General features: G+C 63.2%; 23 protein-coding genes. 14 read left to right on the top strand and 9 right to left on the bottom strand.

Annotation, left to right across the window (positions count from 1 at the left end; genetic code table 11):
- The first annotated feature begins 35 nt into the window (after positions 1–35).
- Positions 36–446, top strand: coding sequence for a RidA family protein (locus tag M3147_RS14560; RefSeq protein WP_043276424.1), 411 nt, complete (start codon positions 36–38; stop codon positions 444–446).
- A gap of 80 nt (positions 447–526) precedes the next feature.
- Here the strand turns inward: M3147_RS14560 and M3147_RS14555 are convergent, their stop codons facing one another.
- From M3147_RS14555 to acuR, 5 genes are read right to left on the bottom strand one after another with little or no spacing between them, the layout of a single operon-like run.
- On the bottom strand, positions 527–1012 hold the full coding sequence (locus M3147_RS14555) for a Dps family protein (protein WP_020622157.1): 486 nt from the start codon (positions 1010–1012) through the stop codon (positions 527–529).
- 47 nt (positions 1013–1059) lie between these two features.
- Complete coding sequence (locus M3147_RS14550; protein ID WP_020622158.1) at positions 1060–2013, bottom strand: TIGR03571 family LLM class oxidoreductase; 954 nt, start codon at positions 2011–2013, stop codon at positions 1060–1062.
- A 12-nt stretch (positions 2014–2025) separates the two neighbouring features.
- Positions 2026–2667 (bottom strand): SDR family oxidoreductase, encoded by a 642-nt coding sequence (locus M3147_RS14545; protein ID WP_020622159.1) that lies wholly within the window; start codon positions 2665–2667, stop codon positions 2026–2028.
- 37 nt (positions 2668–2704) lie between these two features.
- Complete coding sequence (acuI, locus tag M3147_RS14540; RefSeq protein WP_070709079.1) at positions 2705–3688, bottom strand: acrylyl-CoA reductase (NADPH); 984 nt, start codon at positions 3686–3688, stop codon at positions 2705–2707.
- Positions 3688–4335 (bottom strand): acrylate utilization transcriptional regulator AcuR, encoded by a 648-nt coding sequence (gene acuR / locus M3147_RS14535; protein WP_083325314.1) that lies wholly within the window; start codon positions 4333–4335, stop codon positions 3688–3690. The genes acuI and acuR overlap by 1 nt, the downstream gene beginning before the upstream one ends.
- A gap of 756 nt (positions 4336–5091) precedes the next feature.
- On the opposite strand from acuR, the gene M3147_RS14530 reads away from it, so the two are divergent.
- The 3 genes from M3147_RS14530 to M3147_RS14520 all read left to right on the top strand — a co-directional run bounded on the left by M3147_RS14530 (position 5092) and on the right by M3147_RS14520 (position 7662).
- Complete coding sequence (locus tag M3147_RS14530; protein WP_170154387.1) at positions 5092–5352, top strand: helix-turn-helix transcriptional regulator; 261 nt, start codon at positions 5092–5094, stop codon at positions 5350–5352.
- Complete coding sequence (locus tag M3147_RS14525) at positions 5345–6526, top strand: tyrosine-type recombinase/integrase (protein ID WP_251204185.1); 1182 nt, start codon at positions 5345–5347, stop codon at positions 6524–6526. The genes M3147_RS14530 and M3147_RS14525 overlap by 8 nt, the downstream gene beginning before the upstream one ends.
- 89 nt (positions 6527–6615) lie before the next feature.
- Positions 6616–7662, top strand: coding sequence for a nucleotide kinase domain-containing protein (locus M3147_RS14520; protein ID WP_251204184.1), 1047 nt, complete (start codon positions 6616–6618; stop codon positions 7660–7662).
- A 9-nt stretch (positions 7663–7671) separates the two neighbouring features.
- On the opposite strand, the gene M3147_RS14515 is transcribed toward M3147_RS14520, so the two are convergent.
- Together M3147_RS14515 and M3147_RS14510 are read right to left on the bottom strand one after the other, a co-directional pair.
- Entirely contained in the window at positions 7672–8664 is a 993-nt protein-coding gene (locus tag M3147_RS14515) for a thymidylate synthase (RefSeq protein WP_175987967.1), read from the bottom strand.
- Positions 8665–8670: 6 nt separating this feature from the next.
- Complete coding sequence (locus tag M3147_RS14510; protein ID WP_175987969.1) at positions 8671–9294, bottom strand: hypothetical protein; 624 nt, start codon at positions 9292–9294, stop codon at positions 8671–8673.
- A 286-nt stretch (positions 9295–9580) separates the two neighbouring features.
- On the opposite strand from M3147_RS14510, the gene M3147_RS14505 reads away from it, so the two are divergent.
- From M3147_RS14505 to M3147_RS14475, 8 genes are all read left to right on the top strand, one after another.
- Positions 9581–10168, top strand: a complete 588-nt coding sequence (locus M3147_RS14505) for a rubredoxin-like domain-containing protein (protein ID WP_251204183.1) — start codon at positions 9581–9583, stop codon at positions 10166–10168.
- Positions 10165–10626, top strand: coding sequence for a TIR domain-containing protein (locus M3147_RS14500; RefSeq protein WP_251204182.1), 462 nt, complete (start codon positions 10165–10167; stop codon positions 10624–10626). Before M3147_RS14505 ends, M3147_RS14500 begins: the two co-directional genes overlap by 4 nt.
- Positions 10627–10885: 259 nt before the next feature.
- On the top strand, positions 10886–12625 hold the full coding sequence (locus tag M3147_RS14495) for a tetratricopeptide repeat-containing protein (protein ID WP_175987975.1): 1740 nt from the start codon (positions 10886–10888) through the stop codon (positions 12623–12625).
- Between the two features lie 14 nt (positions 12626–12639).
- The gene (locus tag M3147_RS19650) at positions 12640–13269 is read left to right on the top strand and encodes a TIR domain-containing protein (protein WP_368859832.1); all 630 of its coding nucleotides are present in this window, start codon (positions 12640–12642) and stop codon (positions 13267–13269) included.
- 389 nt (positions 13270–13658) lie between these two features.
- Entirely contained in the window at positions 13659–13928 is a 270-nt protein-coding gene (locus M3147_RS14490; protein WP_251204181.1) for a helix-turn-helix domain-containing protein, read from the top strand.
- A 4-nt stretch (positions 13929–13932) separates the two neighbouring features.
- A complete protein-coding gene (locus M3147_RS14485; RefSeq protein WP_251204180.1) occupies positions 13933–14250 on the top strand; it encodes a hypothetical protein in 318 nt (105 codons plus the stop codon).
- Positions 14251–14658: 408 nt separating this feature from the next.
- Entirely contained in the window at positions 14659–15144 is a 486-nt protein-coding gene (locus tag M3147_RS14480; protein WP_251204179.1) for a toll/interleukin-1 receptor domain-containing protein, read from the top strand.
- A gap of 210 nt (positions 15145–15354) precedes the next feature.
- Positions 15355–16194, top strand: coding sequence for a hypothetical protein (locus tag M3147_RS14475; RefSeq protein WP_251204178.1), 840 nt, complete (start codon positions 15355–15357; stop codon positions 16192–16194).
- 729 nt (positions 16195–16923) lie between these two features.
- On the opposite strand, the gene M3147_RS14470 is transcribed toward M3147_RS14475, so the two are convergent.
- Positions 16924–17106: a hypothetical protein gene (locus M3147_RS14470; RefSeq protein WP_251204177.1), complete on the bottom strand. Its 183-nt coding sequence runs from the start codon at positions 17104–17106 to the stop codon at positions 16924–16926.
- 361 nt (positions 17107–17467) lie between these two features.
- On the opposite strand from M3147_RS14470, the gene M3147_RS14465 reads away from it, so the two are divergent.
- Positions 17468–17866, top strand: a complete 399-nt coding sequence (locus M3147_RS14465) for a hypothetical protein (RefSeq protein WP_251204176.1) — start codon at positions 17468–17470, stop codon at positions 17864–17866.
- A gap of 624 nt (positions 17867–18490) precedes the next feature.
- Here M3147_RS14465 and M3147_RS14460 read toward each other — a convergent pair.
- A complete protein-coding gene (locus tag M3147_RS14460) occupies positions 18491–18835 on the bottom strand; it encodes a winged helix-turn-helix transcriptional regulator (RefSeq protein ID WP_251204175.1) in 345 nt (114 codons plus the stop codon).
- Between the two features lie 64 nt (positions 18836–18899).
- Here M3147_RS14460 and M3147_RS14455 point away from each other — a divergent pair, with 64 nt between their 5' ends.
- A complete protein-coding gene (locus M3147_RS14455) occupies positions 18900–19766 on the top strand; it encodes an NmrA family NAD(P)-binding protein (protein ID WP_251204174.1) in 867 nt (288 codons plus the stop codon).
- Positions 19767–19791: the final 25 nt, after the last annotated feature.

Here is a 19791-nt window from a genome sequence, read left to right as displayed (position 1 = left end):
TATCAATAGTAAACCACCAACGAAGAGGACCTTCTATGCCAGTCACACGCTTCAGTCCTGCCGGTCTCCAGCCAGGAACGCCGTATGATCACGTCGCCATTGGCACCGGCACGCGTCACGTGCATATCAGCGGCCAGGTCGCCCGTAGTGCGGAAGGAAAGCCCATCGCGATCAACGATCTCGCGGGTCAGGTCGCGGAGGTTCTCCGCAACACAGCTCGTGCGCTCGCAGGCGCGGGTGCATCCTTCGACGATGCGCTTCGGTTGACCTTCTACGTCACCGAATGGGAGCCCGAGAAGATCGCACCTTTCATGGACGGGATCGCTCGGGTCGCTGAGGAGCTGAAGCTGCCTCAGCCCCTGCCGCCCGCGTCCCTGATCGGGGTCGACTACCTCTTCGAGCCGGACGTTCTCGTTGAGCTCGAAGTCACCGCGATCCTCGATTAGCCCGTGTTGTCCGACTGCACCACGTAGTGCGCGCGGCGCCTCTCACCGGACCGGTGAGAGGCGCCGCTTTGGCAGGTCGGTCAGGCTGCGATGTGAGACACGAGGAACCAGCGGTCCTTGTCGAGACCTCGCTGGATCTCGATCGCGACGTCCTGACTGGTCAGGTCGATGCCGTCGAGGCCATCGACCGCTGCGCGGACGTCGGCGAGGAGCCTGTCGATGTCTGCGATCACCGCGTGCACGAGGTCGTCTGAGTTCGCGAAGCCGGCCGGGACGCTTGTCCCGGAGCTCTTCTCGGCGACCGCGCTGACGCGGGCGTCGAGCGGGAGGCCGAGGGCGACGATGCGTTCCGCTGCCGCGTCGGCGAACTCGCCGGCGTTGCCTGCGATGGTGTCCAGCAACTCGTGGACGCCGACGAAGTTCGAGCCACGCACGTGCCAGTGCGCCTGCTTGGCGTTGATGGTCAGCCCCTGAAGGCCGAGTACGACGGGGGTAAGGAACTGCGCGGTCGCGACAACCGCTGTCGGGTCGCTCGCAGTCGTGGCGATGGTGTCTGTGCTGCTCATATCAATCGTTCTCCCTGCTCGTTTGTTTCTTGTTTCGGTGGATTCGGTCACGATCGGATGTCTGCGCCGGCTGGCTCTGATGCGGTTCGGGCTCGGAGGGCGGGGATGACGTCTTGTCCGATCTCCTCCATGACGTCTTCAACGTCTCGTCGTCCCGGCCGCAGCACGAGGTTGACGTGCACGACCCCTGCCGCTGCCAGTCCGGTGAGGTAATCGGTGAGACCGGTGGTGCCGACCCGTGCACCGAGGCGGATCGGCTCGAAGGGAGCGTCCGGGTTCTCCGCGAGGTCGAGGTAGAGGTTCGTCATGAACGGCTTGAGCGATATCGCCCGCCACTGCGCAGCGACGGCGCGCATCTGCGGACCTGCACGGTGGTACGTCATGTGCGCGTCGAGGTGCTCTGCCGCCCACGCAGGAGACTGCTGCGCGCCACCGATCCCGATCAGTGGAATCGTCCCGTCCGCAGGGGCGGGCAGGAACGAGTCCTGATCGATCCGGCCCAGCGCCGCCTGCGACCAGATCTCACGCAGCACGCGCACACCGTCGCGATAGGTCTCTCCCCGACGATCGAAATCGACTCCGAAGAACGGGTACTCACCCGGCCTGTCGCCCGAGGCGAGGCCGAGCAGCAGCCGCCCACCGGAGAGGACATCCACGGTTGCAGCTTCCTTCGCGAGCGCGACTGGATGCCGCAAGGGGAGCACGATCCCCGCTGTTCCGAGCAGGATGTGCTCGGTCGATGCGGCGAGGTAGCCGAGGTAGGGGATGGGGTCGAAGACCTGTCCGGCGTCGCCGAAGTCACGCGGTCGCCACATCGGCACGTCCCGCAGCCAGAGCGCCCGGAACCCGAGCCGGTCGGCGAGCTGCGCACGCTCCTGATGCCGGGTCAGGTCAGGGAAGAGTCCCTGACCGGAGACGTCTCGTCGGGCGAGATCGTTGTCCAGGGGCAGCTCGATCCCGAGGGACAAGCCGTTCTCGGTGAGCGTGTCCAAAGCGGTCATGGCATGCTCCGTTCAGTACCAGGATGGCTTGTCGCCGTCGGTGCCGGGCTTGTTCACGCCGAGCGAGGCGCCGATGCTGTCGGCCGGGTTCTTGACGAGTTCGGCGACGAGCGCGCCGACGCTCTTGCGGGACACCTCGGTGCCCTGGAAGGGCTCGCCCTTCTGGGTCAGCTCGTAGTCGACCTCGTCGGCGTCCGACAGCCACGCGGGACGGATGATCGTGTAGTCGAGGTTGGACTCCTCGATCAATTTCGCGGCGGCGCTGTACGTCTGCAGGTATCCGCCGTCGAGCATCCGGTGGTTCCACTTGCCGTACTCACCGGGCACCTCGTCGTAGATGCCGAGGGTGGAGATCCAGATCAACCGTCGTGTTCCCGCGGCGGTCAGCGCTGCGACGACGGCGCGGGCCTGAGCTTCGATGTCGCCTCCGCCGAGGTTCGCGTAGACGATGTCCTGTCCCGTGGCGGTGCGTGTGAGGAGTTCGTTGTCGAGCACGTCGCCCTCGACGATCTGGACGCGGTCGCTGGGAGCATCCGGCAGGCTCTGGGGGCGACGCAGGTAGAGGGTCAGCTCGTTGGCAGGCTCCTCGAGAAGCGCGGCGATGGCGTGTCTTGCGATACGTCCGCCCGCTCCGAGCACGGTGATCTTCGTCATGGTCTTCCTCTTTCGTTTGTGTGGTCTTGGGGGATGGTCAGCGGTTCACGTCGACGACGATCCGGCCGCGGATGCGGCCGTCCAGAAGGTCATCGGCAACGGAGAGGGCCTCGCTCAGGCCGACCTCGCGGCTCATCGCGGGCAGCAAGTCCAGGTCGAGCTCGTCGGCCAGGCGGTTCCACGCTGCGACGCGCTTGTCGCGGGGCTGGGTGACGCTGTTGATGCCGAGCAAGCTCACCCCGCGCAGGATGAACGGTGCGACAGTGGCGGGCAGATCCATGCCCTGTGCGTTCCCGCATGCGGCGACGGCGCCGCCCGCCTTCGTCCCGGCACAGGCATTCGCAAGGGTATGGCTACCGACGGAGTCGATCGCAGCCGCCCAGCGTTCCTTGCCGAGCGGCCGGCCCGGCCCCGACAGCTCTGTCCGGTCGACGATCGTCGTGGCGCCAAGGCGGCGCAGGTAATCGGCTTCAACGGGACGGCCGGTCGACGCAACGACCGAGTAGCCGCCGCGTGCCAGCAGCGCGATCGCGAACCCGCCGACCCCACCGTTCGCGCCCGTGACAAGGACGTCACCCGAATCAGTGGTGAGGCCGTGCGACTCGAGGGCCATGAGGGAGAGCATGGCCGTGTATCCGGCCGTGCCGATCGACATGGCCTGCCGCTCCGAGATCGCATCAGGAACCGGCACGAGCCAGTCCGCACTCACGCGAGCCCGCTGGCTGAGACCGCCCCAGTGCGTCTCGCCGATGCCCCAGCCGTTCACCAGCACCCGGTCGCCAGGCGCATAAGAGGGGCTGTCGCTGTGTTCCACGACACCGGCGAGGTCGATCCCGGGCACCATCGGGAAGCGACGCACGACCGGAGCCTTTCCCGTGATCGCGAGGGCATCTTTGTAGTTCAGGCCGCTGTACGACACGCGCACCGTGACGTCACCGTCAGGTAGCTCACTCTCATCGAGTTCGCGCAGCGCTGCCTGGTATCCGGCATCGGTCTTGTCGATGGAGATTGCGCTGAACATCATGCTCTCCCGGGATGGATGCGGACGGATGCGAGGTAACCGGCGAAGAACACTTCCATCGGCCGGACGTCGCGGGTCAGGCGGGCGCGAAGGATCGCGCCTTCCCAACCCACCCAGAAGAACGACGCCAGTTCGTCGCAGTCGGAGCCGGGCGGGATCTCGTCTGCGTCTGCGGCCAGTTGCAGGCACGCCGCGACGCGACGTTCCCAGTCGCGCAGCACGTCTTCGAGCGCTTCCCGGTAGCCGTCGGGGAGGGTGGAGACCTCTTGGCCGAGATTGCCGACTAGGCACCCTCGTTCGAAGTCATGCCGTACCATGCCGGCCTTGGCATCGTCCACGAACCGCGTCAGGCGTTCCAGCGGCGACGGCCCCTCTTCGAGCAGCCATCGGTCGAGCTTGCGAGCGAAGTAGTCCGCATACCGTTGCAGCACCTCGAATCCGAACGCGTCCTTGCTGTCGAAGTAGTGGTAGAAGGAGCCCTTCGGCACGCCGACACGCTTCAGGACCGCGTCGATGCCGGTCGCGCTCATGCCCTGCGTTGTGAGGACTTCCATGCCGCAGCGCAACAGCGCCTCGCGCGTGTCTCCGTGCTCGCGAGGGATCTTCGGGGGGCGCCCTCGGCGAGGTCGAGTTGCGATGTCGGTCATGACAGCGAATTTAGACCGACCGTCTCTAAATAAGTACAAGTGCGCGCAGAGCATGCAGAGATCGGCCATCTGGTGCAGTAATCGGCCAGTGCGCTTGCCACTAGCTCAATGTCAGACGGGAGAGTCGTCATCGAATCCATGGCGCAGGCGATGGATGCTGCGCACCCGCTGTGTGCCCGCGGAGACTCCCTGCGGGGGCGTCGCGGTATCGAAGAAGGTTTTAGGCGTCGTGGACGTCAAAGAATTCGCCCACCTCAAGGACGGACAGCGCGAGGAGCTTCGTCAGTACGTCTGGGCAACGTACGTGACGTCAAGGACACGTCGCGCGATGGTCACGGTCTTCCGTGATGGGTTCCTGATCGCGTTGCTTGGCTTGGTATTGCTCGCAGTCGCTCACGCCGTATCGTGGGCAGCTCCGCTGGATGACACTCCCGCGCCCGTAGTCGTCAACATCATTAGTCCTTCTCCCACTCCATAAATGGACGTCGAAGTGACTACGTTCACAGGGTTTTGGGTCCGAGAAGGTGTCGGTCGGTGCCAGGAACCCGCTTCAAGTGTCAGGGGTGACATGAGACGACCTGTATCGTCGGGTGGGCTGTCTGCGAAGATGGCAAACGGCGGACCTTCCGGGGGCGTGGGGTCGGACGCATCGCCCGATCTGCGTGACCCGTCCATACCGCAACAGCGGTTGCGTCCCTCGTCTCGAGAAGCACCCGGACGGCATCGCTGCGTGTCATAGGCTTTGAGACTGTAGGGATGAACGAAGAACAACGGTCCAACCCTCACGGTCTCGAACCGCTCCTGAACATCGACGAACTCGCGGGCTACCTCGGCGTGCCCGTCTCCACTATCTACGACTGGCGTACCAACGGCAAAGGGCCGCGCGCCTACCGCTTCGGCAAGCGCATCATGTTCGGTATCACCGACATCCGCGCCTGGATGGACACCATGCGCGAGCCCGCCGCCCCTTCCGGGGCTGCCACCTTTCCTGGAGCGGGGGAGGGAGCGCGTGGGTAGGCCACGCACACCGATCGGTACCTTCGGCGTCATCGCCATCCGCGCCCGGCCGAACGGCAACCACGTGGCCCGCGCCCGGTACCGGGACTGGGACGGGAGCAACCGACTCGTCCAAGCCACAGGGCCCTCACGCGCTGCCGCGGAGCGCAAGCTCAAGCAGAAGCTCGCCGAACGCTCCCTCTACCAGCCCGGATTCAACGGGATGAGCGCCGACAGCTCGTTCCCAGAGCTCGTCACGTACTGGCTGGAAGACATGGAGATCGAAGACCGCCTCTCCCGAACCACGAGGAATCTCTACGAGCGGGACATGCGCGCCCTCGTCTTCCCTGCATTCAAAGACCTCACGCTCCGGGAGATCGGGGTCGCCCGTTGCGACTACTTCCTCAAGCAACTCGCCAGACGCAGCTACAGCCGCGCCAAGCACGCCCGCGTCGTTCTCCGACTCGCGCTCGCGCTCGCGGTCCGACACGAGATCCTGCCCCGCAATCCGATGGACCACGTCTCCCGGCTGCACCGGAAGAAGACGATCCCGGACGCGTTCACGATCGGCGAGGTGCAGGAGATCCGTGCCGCGATCAAGGCCTGGGAGTCCCGGCGGATAGTGGCGGGTCCGAGGCCGGATCGGCAACTCGGGCAGATCGTCGAGGTCATGCTCGGCACCTCCGCCCGCATCGGCGAAGTCCTCGCCATCCGCCTCCAGGATCTTCACGTGGATGACCCGATCCCGACGGTACGGATCGCCGGGACGATCATCAGCCGCAAGGGTGAGCCGACGCACCGGCAGGATCATCCGAAGACGGATCGCTCGGTTCGCCGCGTCGCGCTGCCGTCGTTCGCGATGCAGGCGATCCGCTCGCGCCTGCTGCGTAGCAGCGACACCGAACCAGGCGCGCTGTTGTTCACCACGCGGGTCGGGACCCCGCACACGACGAACAACATCCGTCGGCTCCTGCGCGACGTGATGGACGCGGCCGGGATCGAGAACGTCACCCCGCACCGCTTCCGCCGCACCGTCGCCACGGTTGTCAACGACGCGCAAGGCGCGCTCCTCGCCTCCGAGCTCCTCGGGCACACCGACCCGCGGATCACGATGCAGCACTACATCCAGCGCAGCGAGACCGTGAACCCCGCCACGGCTGAGCATCTCGAGCGGGCGTTCGGGACGGCAGGATGAGGCATGTCGCGGGCCGAGAGGCGTGCGATCCGATGGGGTGTGCCCCCGCTGCTGGGCTTGGCGCGCCTCCGAGCTCGGCAGGGCTGTCCATGGCAACCTTGAAAGAAAGTAATGACCCACGGGACGGAGTGCGGATGCGCCGCGTACGAGTCGGTCGCCACAGCGTTCAGGTGTCCGAGGTTCTCTCTTCCTACTGGTATTTTGCTGCTGAGCGGCAACATGTCTATCACGCGAGGTTACGAGGAGAACCGGGGCCTTGGACCGATGATCCGGTTATCTCGCGGTTTCGCTTTACGAACGCGTATCGCGCGGCTGACCGTGTCTCACAGGACTTGATCCGCGTAGCTTACGAAGGCTCTCAGAACGCAGCTGACGTTGTGCTTCGGGTCATGCTCTTCCGCTTCTTCAACAAGCCATCGACGTGGGAGGCGCTGGAGTCACGGTTTGACGAGATCACGGCCGATTCGTTCGACGTCGATACGTTCAGTGGTGTTCTCGATCTTCTGCTCGCGCGTGGGGAAAGGGTGTACTCAGCGGCCTACATCGTCCCGCCACCGCCCTTCGGCGCAGCTCGTAAGCACCGCAACCATTTGCTACTGATCGAGCACATGATGAGATCAGGAGTGGTGGCGCAGGTCGAGGCTGCCAAGTCGCTTCGGGAAGTGTTTGAAACGATTGCGTCGTACCCGTCGCTGGGTCCTTTCCTTTCCTATCAGCTTGCGATTGACCTCAACTACACTTCGGTCATCGATTTCGATGAGAACGACTTCGTTGTCCCGGGCCCGGGTGCACGCAGCGGGGTAGCGAAGTGCTTTCCAGATCTCAATGGTGCATCCGCTGAAGATGTGATTCGTTGGATGGTCGATACACAAGAGGACCAGTTCGACCAGAACGGAATCCAGTTCAGCGATCTCTTTGGTCGCGCGTTGACTCTCATTGATTGTCAGAACCTCTTTTGCGAGACGGACAAGTACGCACGAGTGATGCATCCTCACATCCGTGGCGTCGGCGGCCGTAGTCGGATCAAGCAGCAGTTTGCGCCTCACGGGCTGCCTGCGACACCGTTCTTTCCGCCTAAGTGGGGAATTAATGAGCGCGCTTCGGCCGATCTCGCCGAGCCTGCGGTGACTGCCTGAGCCCGGTTTTCAGTGCTGCTGGTGGTGGCGACGACCAAAGTACTCGGTCGCTGCGGCCGTCAGGCCACTGTCCCCGACTTCTCTGATCAACTGATTAAGAAGATCAGGGTCGGCTCCGCGTTTCGCTACCCAGAACACGTCGATCATGCGAACGTAGGCAATCAGGAGGGGGTCAGTCAGGCGACATTCGAGCTGCTTGAGCTCGTGCCCGGAACGCAACTGAGCTTCGAGCCGCATCCATTCTTCGAACTCACCGCTTGACCTTTCCCAGTCTGTATCGAATCGCGCCTGTGACTCATCATTGGGAAGCTCGCCCGAGCTCGGCGGTGCGAGCACGACCTGGGAGGCTTTGTCAAAGTGCCGCTCGTACAGGTGCAGAGAGGAACTGAAGAAGACGAGGCGGCCGGGATCGTGGCCGAGCCAACGGGCCATCATTTCGAGCAGTAGGGTCCACTCGAAGGTGTTGATACCCGAGAACCCCCACCAGATATCGGTACTGCGCGCCGCCACATGAAGGTCGAGGTGCCCGTCTCGGACTATGAAGTGGAGCCAGTTGTTGCACGGAATATCGCGGCTGGCGACGAAGTCGCGATCTGGGTCGTAGATGCTGATGACCGCACGCCGAGAGGACGGGTCGGAGCGGAGGATCTTGACAACCTCCGAGAGCTGGTCGACCCCGTTCCAGTCGCGTAGTCGCGGACCGTAGCCTGCTCTCCACGTAACCCCGTCGTCAGAAAAATCGGAGGCGCGCCTCAGATACGCTCCAAGGTAATCCAGATCGTTACGTCCGTAGATCACCCACATGCTCTCGGCGATGGAGGCAAACACATTGTTGTGCCGGTGGGGCACGATGACATGCCGGGCGCGAACGTTTGAGATCTCGATGAGCCGAGCGCGCAACTCACGTGTGGTCTCGCCGCGGACCTCGATGGTTTCACCGGCGTCGATGATGCATCGCAGTTCCTCCATGAACGCGGTTTGGGCATCCTTGTAGATAGTCACGAAAGGTCACCGTGCTTGTCCCAGGTAAGCAAGCCCTCGTTCGAGGAGGCTTGCTGTTACCAAAGCGTATGTTGACTCTTCGCTGCCGCTCGGAATGACAACCGCGAGATCAGAGTGCTCTTCGATGAGCGCACGGTAACCCGCCTCTACGCCCTCTGTGTTGTTGCCGTCAACATGATGGGGTTCAACGAATACAAACACGACCGATGGGACGATAGGCGCCCAGATCGTTTTGATGAGCTCGCGAAAGCTCCCCTCGGACAACCCAGATTGCTCCACCGATCCGCCGTACCACCCGTAGGCGAGGGCCGACCACCACCAGCGATCGAGGATCAACGACTGCATCTCGACCGCCCGCTCGAGTTCTCGGATCGACTCAGCGTGACACGCAAGATGCGCGAGTTGCTGCGCCAGACCCGACGTGGGTCTCTCGTCGGCGGTCGCGCCCTCCAACGCCAGATACACGCTCTTGGTGAAGGGAGTGAAACCGCTCGGCATGTGGGCGAATACCGTCGAACTGTTCCCGACCGCAGCTCGGAGTCGCTCCAGCTGCGTCGACTTCCCGGTTCGGTCGAGTCCCTCGAAGACGACGACGGCACCTGGTCGGATGACGAGGCTTGTCTCAGACATCCCAGCTCCTCCGCTCCATCCAGCGTGGCTCCCGGGATGTGTCAGAGGTCACCACTAGCATCAAGGTATGCGAGATGACGGGGTTACGGCGGGAGGCGCGACGGCGCGTCGCCTCGGCGACCCGTGGCGAGAGCTATCGGACGCTGGACGTGGATACCTCTCTGTCTACTTTTCGGAGCCTCTCGCCCGATGGCCGGTTCGCGAGATCACTCGGCCTGCAGACAACAAGAGTGACCCAAACATCGAGACCGGAACCTACGGGCTGTTCTCCACCTGTGAACCATCGATGCGAAACCGCATCGTCAACGACGGCGCGGCGACCGTGTTTTTTCTTACGACTAGAAGGAAGCACCAAGGTCGTGTTGTGTCCGGCTACTACCACGTCGGCTGGTACACCGAAGGTACTCAAGGGGCAGTGAATCGCGACTACGCTCTCGCGGCGGCAACCATGCGCTTCATTGAGCCCATCCTGGCGAGCGACCTGCCCGAACCGTTGGCGACAATCTGCTCTGCTCAGTTCCGTACGATGAAGCCGATAGACGTCGCTACGACTTCAGAACTCCGTAAACTCTGTGACAATCGGCCAGACCGCACTGCAGATTACCTGAGCGAGGTGGCCCGCGTCGAGACATTTGCCCGCGCCCGATCTGGATATGCATACCCATCGTGGGGGAGGGAGTTCGGCTTCACCTGGGACGACGCCGCCGGCTATTACCAAACCGATGCAGAACTGTCCAAGGTTCCGAACAGCTCCAAGAACCGCAAGTGGCGATGCCGCGAGTGCGGTTACGTCATCAAGAGCGGCGCTCTACTAAAGAGATGCCCGCTTTGTAAGCAGATGGCGACTCTTGCGCCAGCCGAGGAGGACGCATGACCCGTCGCGTATTCATCAGCTACCAGCATGCCGACCAGATGAAGGCTCGCGGCCTCAACCTGATGACCTACAACAAAAACGTCAACGTGGACTTCACCGGACGACACTTACTCGACCCCGTAAAGAGCCAGAACTCCGACTACATCAGTCGGAAGATCAAGGAGAAGATCAAGGGGTCATCGGCGACGATCGTGCTCATCGGCAAGGAGACGGCGCAGAGCGAGTGGGTCGAAAAAGAGATCCAATGGAGCAAAGAGCAGGGGAAAGGGATCATCGGCATCCGTATCGACCCCGATGCTCCTGTGCCCGAAGGGCTAACAGAGTATGGTGCCGAGATTCTCGACTGGAGCTCGCCATCTGACGTCAACCAGTTCGGCGACGCGATCGAACGAGCGATCGCTGCCACCTCTCGGGGCAAGAGTATGCCGATGAACACGCCAACCACATGCGGTCGATGAACTTGATAGCACCCCAGGCACGCATCGCGGGGCGTCCTACATCGGAGGTAGCCAAGTGATCATTCTGTACGCGGGAGTTCAGGCCGATGAGGTTGGACGAGCAGTGGCTCGGTTGCCCGAAGGGTCCGAGGAAGAGCTTCTGACACGGCTCAGAGGGCTCTTTCAATCGCTTCAGCCAAGTCGCTTGGTTGGAGCACTGGCTTCTGGTTCAGACATTCTCTTTGCTCGCGCGGCGTTGTCGGAGGGTATTCCACTACGCGTGCTCCTGCCCTTCGCGAAGGAGGATTTCAGGAGAACTAGCGTTGAGCCAAGGGGCGCTCGCTGGCTCGCACATTTTGACCGGATAGTCAGTGACGTGGCCGTCGATTTAGTAGAAGGGGATCGTCCAGTCCAAGAGACCGCGGAAGCGTTCAACGAACACAACCTCGCCATGCTTGACGACGCCGGCGCATTGGTTGAAGGAACGGACGAACGCGTCTGGGTCGTCGCTATCCGCCCGACGCCCGACCCCGGGGCGCCGACGGTCACTGACAACCTCGTTCTACGAGCCGAGGAGAGGGGGCATTTCGTGTTGGATTTGGCTCCCATTCATGACCAAGTATCGGCTTTCATCGTCATGCCCTACGGGGTTAAAAAGGATGTTCGTACCGGGAAGAAGGTGGACTGCGATCCGGCTTTTCACAGGGTTTATCGTCCACTGTTGGAAGATGCTGATATTAGCTGGAACAGGGCAGATCTCGAGACCGACAGTGGAATCATACACTCGGGCATGATAGCGGCCTTAGCGAATTCTGACCTCGCATTGGTTGATCTTACGGCCACGAATTTCAATGTCGCGTATGAGCTCGGCGTTAGACACATATTCGCAGACCGAGCTACCGTTCTGATCAATCCACATGTTGAAGGGCACGCGCGCTCCGCCCCACCCTTCGATATCAACATGATCCGCATTCATTCATTCACGCGCGGGCAGGCGGTTTCGGATACGCAAGCCGAGGAAGCAATTCGAGCCCTGCGACCTGTTATTGAACGCGTGACCAGTGAACTCGAAGTGGATAGTCCAGCGCATAGCTGGTTCGATCTCGCCGCGTTGACTAGACCCTACTCCCAGCTCTCGCAGGTCGCCGCCGCGTTAACCGTTGAGAACGGGGCGCGCGACAGGATAAGTGTGGCGATCAAGTCATCTGACGCGGTCGCGATGAAGGCTGCAGCGGAATGGGTAGCCAGCGCGACGGAAGTCCACGAAGGGCTACGTCGCAGCCTCCGGATCGAACTGGCTATTGGACTGCATGCGGAAGGGGCCTACGAGGACGCACGGGCGCTACTAGAACTCACTCAGCCAACCCCAGATGATCCGCTACATCGAATCTGGCTTCAGGAGAGCGTCATGGTCTACCGGCGCTTAGGGGAGGATGCACAAGACCCCGAAACCAGGCAGGAGCTCTGGCGCACGGCTCGCACATATCTTGAGGACGCCGAGAAGGCCGGGTACGCGGACTCTGAGACATACGGTAGCTGGGGAGGACTGATCAAACGAGAGCTAGAGAAGCAGCTCGACAGCGGGGATCCAGCCGTTGCGGTGAGTCTTTTCCGGGAGATGGCAGAGAAGTATCGTGCCGGCTTCGAAAGCGACCCTAGCTACTACACGGGGGTCAACCTGCTTATGGCACTTCGCCTCGGCGGGCGGGAGAGAGACGATTCCTTCCGAGAGGAATTTAACGAGGTTCTCACGGTCTCCCGTTTCCTCAATAGGCTTGCGATCGCGGACGGGCCGACTGACTACTGGGCACTTGCAACACGCGCGGAACTGACGCTGCATGAGTGTCTTGAAGGCGGTAAGCCTGTTGACGAGGTTGCGGAACAGTACGCGGAGGCGGCTCGGCATGGCAACGCTGATCAGGTTCGATCCACGAAGTACCAACTGGGCTTCTTGGCTAGGTATGGCGACCCGGAAGATGTTATTGAACGGCTCAGGGCAGTAATAGAGCAGGCGCGTTAGGAGAATCTGTGGGCATGTACAGTTCGCGCACCCAGGGCGCGCTACGGGAGTTGGCTGCAATAACACGGCAGTACCAAAGTGTTGCGGAGGGAGATCGAAAGACAGCATCGTCGCCTATTCGTCATAAAGTGTTTATTAGCTATCACGCAGTGGATGCGGTGGAGGTTCTCGAGTTCATTGAGGGGAACACCGATGTTTTCATACCGCGAGCTATAGGCATGGAAGAAGATGGCTCCGACATCATAGATTCGACGAACGTCGCGTACATCCGTCAAACGATCAAGTCCAAGTTCCTGCGGGACTCGACTGTGACTCTCGTGGCGATTGGTGAGTGCACCTGGGCTCGAAAGTTTGTGGACTGGGAGATATATACGAGCCTTCGTTCGGACCCCACTCCGAACGGGCTTCTAGCAGTTCAGCTCCCGTCAGTCGCTGGGTCTAGCCCTAGCATCCCCGCGCGGTTGTCGGCCAACCTTGCGCCTAACGGCGAGACGGGTTACGCGAACTACTACGTTCCGCCCACGAGCCAGAGCTCCTTGAGAAGCTGGATTCAGGAAGCCTTCGATGGACGAACCTCTCGCGCATCGTTGCTCAAGGTCGGCGGCAAGTTGCGCGAGCGGAACTCGCCATGCGAACCGCAGTGAATGTCCTGTCAACCAAATGCAGGTGCTTCCGGGCCACGACAGTGCGCTGGTTTGAAGGCGGAGCGGTTGGGGTCCGCATTGAGGGGGACCAAAAGGGGACCAGAATCATGAAATCCATGCATCTCGTGACGTGCTCTGCATGATCTGAGACCCGGAAACACGCGGATTTTGGCCCCGGCGTATGCGTCTGGACGCCTGGGGGTCAAGGGGTCGCAGGTTCAAATCCTGTCAGCCCGACCAGAAAGTCCCGGAAACCTAAGGGTTTCCGGGACTTTTGAGGTTAAGGAAATTGATACTCCCACCGAGAACCCATCACTTTGACGCCCTCACGGCCCTTTCGGACCGCCGCGCTCCGGTAGCCGAGCGACCGTGTCGGTTGCTCCCGGTTCGTGGGTGGGAGCAGGACGCACCTGTTCGGTGTTGATGCCGAACACAGCCCGGCCGGCAACCCCTGGGGCCTGGAGCCGCTGTTCGACGTCAACGAGTTGGCCACCTATCTGGGCGTGCCTGTCTCCGCGGTCTACGACTGGCGCACCCGCGGTCTCGGTCCGCGCGCGTATCGCTTCGGGAAGCATCTGAAGTTCGTGCTCTCGGACGTGCGGACCTGGATGGAGCAGCAACGCGACCCCGAACCACCTGCCTCTCCAGAGGGGAGGTGATCCGATGAGCCGGCAGCGTTTGACCATCGGCACCTTCGGGGAGATCGGCCATCTCGTAAGCCCCGGCGGACGTGTCGTCGCGCGCGCCCGCTACCGCGACTGGGACGGCAAGACCCGGCTTGTCCAGGCGACCGGGGATACACGGAAATCCGCCGAGCGGGCGTTGAAGGCGAAGCTCGCCGACCGGACCCTCTTCCAGCCGTCGTCCTCGGCGCTCACCCCGGACAGCCCGTTCCCGGACCTGGTCGCGTACTGGCTCAAAGACCTCGAGCTCGAAGACCGGCTCTCCAAGCGCGGCGAATCGATCGGGGTTCCGATGTGACCGCGGCGCAGTGATCGGACGTAGGCACGCAGGAGTACAGGTCATTTGAGTGATGCTCGGTCAAGGAGCTGTTGTCCAGCTGCACCCGTCTTTCGGAAGCAGCGGCGGCCGCGTAGGCGCGACCGTGCGGCCATGTAGGAGCCTGACCGTACAATCTTGGCTATGACGCAATGCACAGCGCCCCGCGAGGGCCACCGCACCGCGAGTGGTGCCGCGAATTGCCCGGCCTGCCGTTACCGCTCATCGAGCCGTAGTCGCCACCCGGCGTATGACGACTACACGCCGCCCCGGCCGACTTACACGCCCTCGGTGGCTCCGACGCCGACACGGTATTCGAGCTACACCAGTCGTCGGTCCGGCGGCGGGACTGGAACATCGAGTAGTTCGAGCCGATCCCGCCGGACGGCCGTGTCCTACTCCACGTCCGAGTACCGCACCCTCAATCCCGTTCACGAGCACGTTGTAAGGCTGGCTGAGACCGACCGTCGCGACCTCTTCCTCTGCCACGCATGGGACGACCGAGCCGGAGCGGCGCTTGAGTTCTACGACCTCCTCACGGGTCTAGACGTGAAGGTCTGGTTCAGCGAGAAGGATGTGCCTCTCGGGACGCCTCTGATGCGGCAGATTGACAAGGGATTGAAGAACTCGCGCGCGGGTATCGTGCTTGTCACTCCCGCGCTCTTGAAGAGCCTTAACGCTGAGGGGATCGCCGACAAAGAACTATCGGTGTTGCTCTCAACCGGTCGTGTCATTCCGATTGCCCATGGAACGACGTTCCAGGAACTCCTCGATGTAAGCCCGTTGCTTGCTTCGCACTCGGGACTGACGACTTCCGACTACGAATCGCTCGATGAGGTAGCAACAAAGATCGCGGACACGGTGCTGCTTGACTAATGCCGGTTCCTCGGGCGTGCACTGCGCGTTGAGGACGGGTCGCGTGCAGGCTGGAGGCGGGGTGCACGACGCGCGTCAGTGGACTGAGTCGAATGTGGACTGCTCACGCTCTGTCTTCGCCCCTCTTTGCAAGGAGGCTTTGATGGTGAGGTGGCCGCGACGTTTACGGCAAGCCCCCGGCCGCGCTCCGGCATGCGGAAGGATAGTCACGTGAGCGGGCTGAGCCCCGTCGATCCCGAAGTGACCACCGTCTCGCTTTGGACAAGGTGCGAAGAATGGAAGCGAATTGCGGCCCGCATCGCCCAACTCGCGGACGAGGATTTCATCGTCGGCTCACGTGAGCACAGCGACAACGAGGCTGTGGAGGTTGTCGACTCACCGCCAGCTGTCTCGCGGTACCTTCGGGAACGTGCCTGGAACATCGCAAGAATGCTTCGCGCGCTACACCGACTTGTATTCGATACCGAGGTCGGGCAGTTCTATCTGGACGCGACGGTCATGTACCCGCTCATGCGCGCGGCTCTCGAGGATGCGAGCACGATCGTTTGGCTCCAGCAGCCCACGGAGCGGGGCGAGCGGCTGACACGAGCACTCCAAGCGCTCCACCAGGAGTCCGAGCACTTCGCAACGAATCAGAATCGGCTCGCACTGGTAGCCACGGGCGTAGGCGGTGAAGCGGCTGTTCAGGACACCATGCTCGAAGAACACGTGGCCCGCGAAAAGTTGAGCGTCCGCGAGCACTTCAGGGCGGTTGCCGAACTGCTCTCGTTGGATCCTGGCGCTGTGATGGCCCCGCTCTCAACGCGAAGGCCGATCACCAGCTCGTACGGTGCTCAGAGCCAGGAGTTCATGACGTGGGGGATGCTCAGCGACCTCTCTCACTTCTCCTATATGACACTTGCGCACCTGGCGACGTCGAAGGTGCCAGGCTCTTCGGTTCAGTTGCTTCACGTCGTGATGGCACAGTTCGTGCGGACGGTGAATCGGGCGTGCGTAGACGCGATTGGGGCGCTCGAAAGGGCCGCTCGACCACCGGATGCTGGAGCGTGAGGTCCGGGGCATCCATGCGGCAGGGCTCGCTGCTGCGGGGCCCAAGCTCGCATTGATGGCCGCAAGTCCTTCTGACGCGAGCGATCCAGTTGCGGGCAGTGCCCGCGCGACGGATCTGTGCGCGCCCCCCGGCCCCGCGCGCCGGGCCTTCACGCGGATGAAGGTGGGCCACACTGGATCAAGCAATACCCCCGTTCATCATGTCACCACCGGGGCACCCGTGAGGAGGCGCGTCTCGGGCCGAGAGTGAACACCGGTATCTCTACGAGCGCCTCGGCGACCATGACTTTCAGCAGCTTGTGAACGCTCTGCTCGCCCGCGAGTACCCGGGCTTCACACCGATGGCACTCAGACAGTCAGACGGAGCGCGCGACGGTATCCAGACCGAAGACCCTGCCAAGCTGGTCGTCTATCAGACGAAGTGGTCCCTTCGTGGGAAAGAGAAGGATCCCGTGAAATGGCTCGAGCAAACCATGCGTGGCGAGGAAGATAACCTCCGCCGGCTGGCGGCCGAGGGGGTCCGACAGTACCGGCTTGTGACGAACATCCCGAGCACGGCCAAGCCGAAGGTCGGCACTTACGATCGGCTGGACTCCATCCTCCAGGCAGCCGCATCCGATTTCGGTTTTGACGAGATGAGCTGCGTGTGGAGGGAACGCCTGAACCCGTGGGTGGACAACGCGCCGACGGAGCTCAAATGGGCCTACGCAAATGCTCGCGGGCTGGGATCTAGTCCGCCACCTCATCACCGAGAGCATCGGACCAGCCGCTGCCCGAGGGCATCGGGATGTAATCTGCAAGGTCGTCGCGACCCAGTGGGATGACGATAAGCGTGTCAAGTTTAGCCAGGCGGACGTCGACAGAGAACTTGTCGCTGACCTCTTCGTGGACGTCACCGCCGACCGCGTGCATTCCCCCAATCGTGCGAGGGGACCGATCCAGCCCGCCGCGCCCGTGGGCGGCGCCGCAAAGTACCTGCTCGGCGCTTCAGCGCCATTCACGCTCGTTCGCGGGGCACCTGGCCAAGGCAAGTCGACCCTGTCGCAATACGTCTGCCAGAGCTATCGCAACGCATTCATGCCGGAAGATGACCGCACCGCCGCGCTCCCCGAAGTGCGCGACCCGCGGTTCCCCCTCCGGGTCGACCTCAGCGACTATTCCCTGTGGCTGGAGGGCATCGATGTCTGGAGCTCGGCGGACACCGCAACGCGAACGGCACGCCGGAAGAAGAAAGGGAGATCAGGGGACACTGGACCACTTTCTCGCCGATCTGATGGCACACGACAGTGGCGGTCTCGCCATCGGCGTCAAGGCCGTGCAGGACATCTTCGACCGCCTCGACTACTCGATTCGAAGCCTTGCGGACGTCGACAGCATCCTCACGCACTTCGAGGAGCGCGGCAGTGAGCGGACCGCCGAGGTTACCGCGGCTTCCGGCTTCTACGCCGGCGAGGTACTTGTCCGCAACCACGGGTTCCGCTGGGTGGCGGTAAACGACTTCCCCGAGCTCGATATCCCAGAGGTCCTTCACTTTTCGATCGCCAGCCCGACGAGCGGCGGCACCTACAGCATCGTGAACAAGGCCTTCAAGCGGGTCGAGAACGGAGCGGAGGACGACCTCGCGTGCTTTGGGCAGTTCATCGTCGCGCAGGAGAACGCCTCCCGCGCTTGAGATCCGCTCGCGCTGCTGCGCGAGCGATTCCTGGGTGCGCGCGCATCGGTGGAGGCTTGTGTGCTGGAGGCATCGGTCCGCGGGCCGGAGCCCCCGGCCGAGGTCATCTATTTCCTAGCTCGGGCCCTACTGCTGCTGCGGTCCGAAGAGTCGATCCAGGTGAACGTCGATCGCCCCGAGAGCTGCGGATGATTCGATCATCCGAGTTCGAGCAGTGGAGTGAATCGGGTGAGGGCGAGCACGAGATTGGTCTCGAGGGCTCGATCGCGGTTAGCGATCTGCCGCAGGGCGAGACCTCCCGCTCGCAAAGCTGGAGCGCATGCACGCGGACGCCGGCGCGGTGCCGATGGCGAGCCGGTGCGGCCCCGGCTGCACGACATCGTCTTGCGTCCAAGCCGCGAAGAAGCCGTGCGGCGCGCGCAAGCACGAACCGCTCCCGACGCGCTGGTCGACGAAGGGATAGCGACCGCGATGTGGCGCCTCCGTAAGTCTGCGTTCCGTCCGCACCGCAGAGGGGTGAGGGGCCGGTTGGCTACTGCTCGATCCAGTTCGACCGGCTGACGCGCCCTGGCGAGGTCACCGGTGTCGCCGGGGCGCGTCGCTTCCGGGGCATCCGTCAGCGCCTCAGGCGGGATCGGATGCCGAGACGAACGCGGAGACCGGGGCAGCCTTGCCCCAGGCGTACATCGCATCGAGCACGGGCCGGAGGCTCCGACCGAGATCGGTGAGCTCGTAGACGACCCGAGGGGGGATCTCGGGGAACGCGGTGCGCCTGAGGAGCCCGCGCGACTCGAAGAGCCGCAGGCGGTTGGTCAGCGTGTGCGCGCTGATGCCGGGCAGGGCGTCACGGAGCTCTCCGAACCGCTGCGGTCCGTGCAGCAACTCGCGGATGATGAGCGTGGCCCACGGGCCGTCAAACAGGAGCAGAAACCGCGCAACCCCGCAGTCGGGCAAGTCGACATCCACCATGATTTCGATGATAGCCCATTAGTGCAGTTGACGTAACTGGTGCACTGGATGAACTAATGGAGTCATGACCTATCTCGTGCATGGAGCCACTGGAGCTCAAGGATCCCCTGTTCTCGCTGCCCTGACCGTCGCCGGGAAAGACGCTGTGGCCGCAGTCCGAAACCCGGCCGGGCTGCCTGCCGGCACCCGATCGCTCGCCGTCGACCTCGCGGACGCGGAGGCGCTGGCGCGCGCCTACTCCGGCGCCGAGGGCGTGTTCGTCCACCTGCCGATGGGCGGCGATCCCGCGGTCTCCGCGGCGCAGGCCGCGGCGATCGTGTCGGCCGTCGACACCGCCAGGCCGGCCCGGGTCGTGATCTCGACCAGCGGCGCCATCGTCGACGAGCCCGGCTCGCCCCTGCAGGCTCCGAGCACCGCGCCCATTCAGCAGCTCATCCAGGGCGTCACCGCCACCGGAGTCTCCACGGCGGTCGTCGCCCCGCGCCTGTACCTCGAGAACCTGCTGCTCCCGGTCGTCGCGGAGCCCGCTCGCTCTGAAGGCGTCCTGCGGTACCCGCTGCCCGCGGAGTATCCCGTGTCGTGGAGCTCCCACCTCGATGTGGCAGACGCCGTGGTCGAGCTCCTGACGGACCACCGGGGAGTCGAAGGCATTGTCGCGATCGGGCACTCCCCGGGGCTCACGGGCACCGACCTCGCGGCGGGGTTCGCGCAGCACCTCGCGACGGACGTGCGCTACGAAGCGATCTCGCCCGACGCGTTCGGGGAACTCATCACGCCACTCTTCGGAGCCGCGGCGCAGCCCGTCGTCGACCTCTATCGCGCGCTGAACGGAGCCGACCGGAACGTCGTCGCCGAGGACCGGAGCGCGCAGACGCTGCTCGGGCTGGCGCCCAGGAGCGTCGCCGATTGGCTCGCGGTCGTCGACGCGTAGCCGGTCGTCGCGGCCTGCTTGTCCC

Source organism: Agromyces mediolanus, from assembly GCF_023715325.1.
In the GTDB taxonomy this organism is placed as follows: Bacteria; Actinomycetota; Actinomycetes; order Actinomycetales; family Microbacteriaceae; genus Agromyces; species Agromyces mediolanus_A.
Note: the sequence above shows the minus strand (reverse complement) of the source record. Positions and strands in the feature narration are given on the sequence as shown.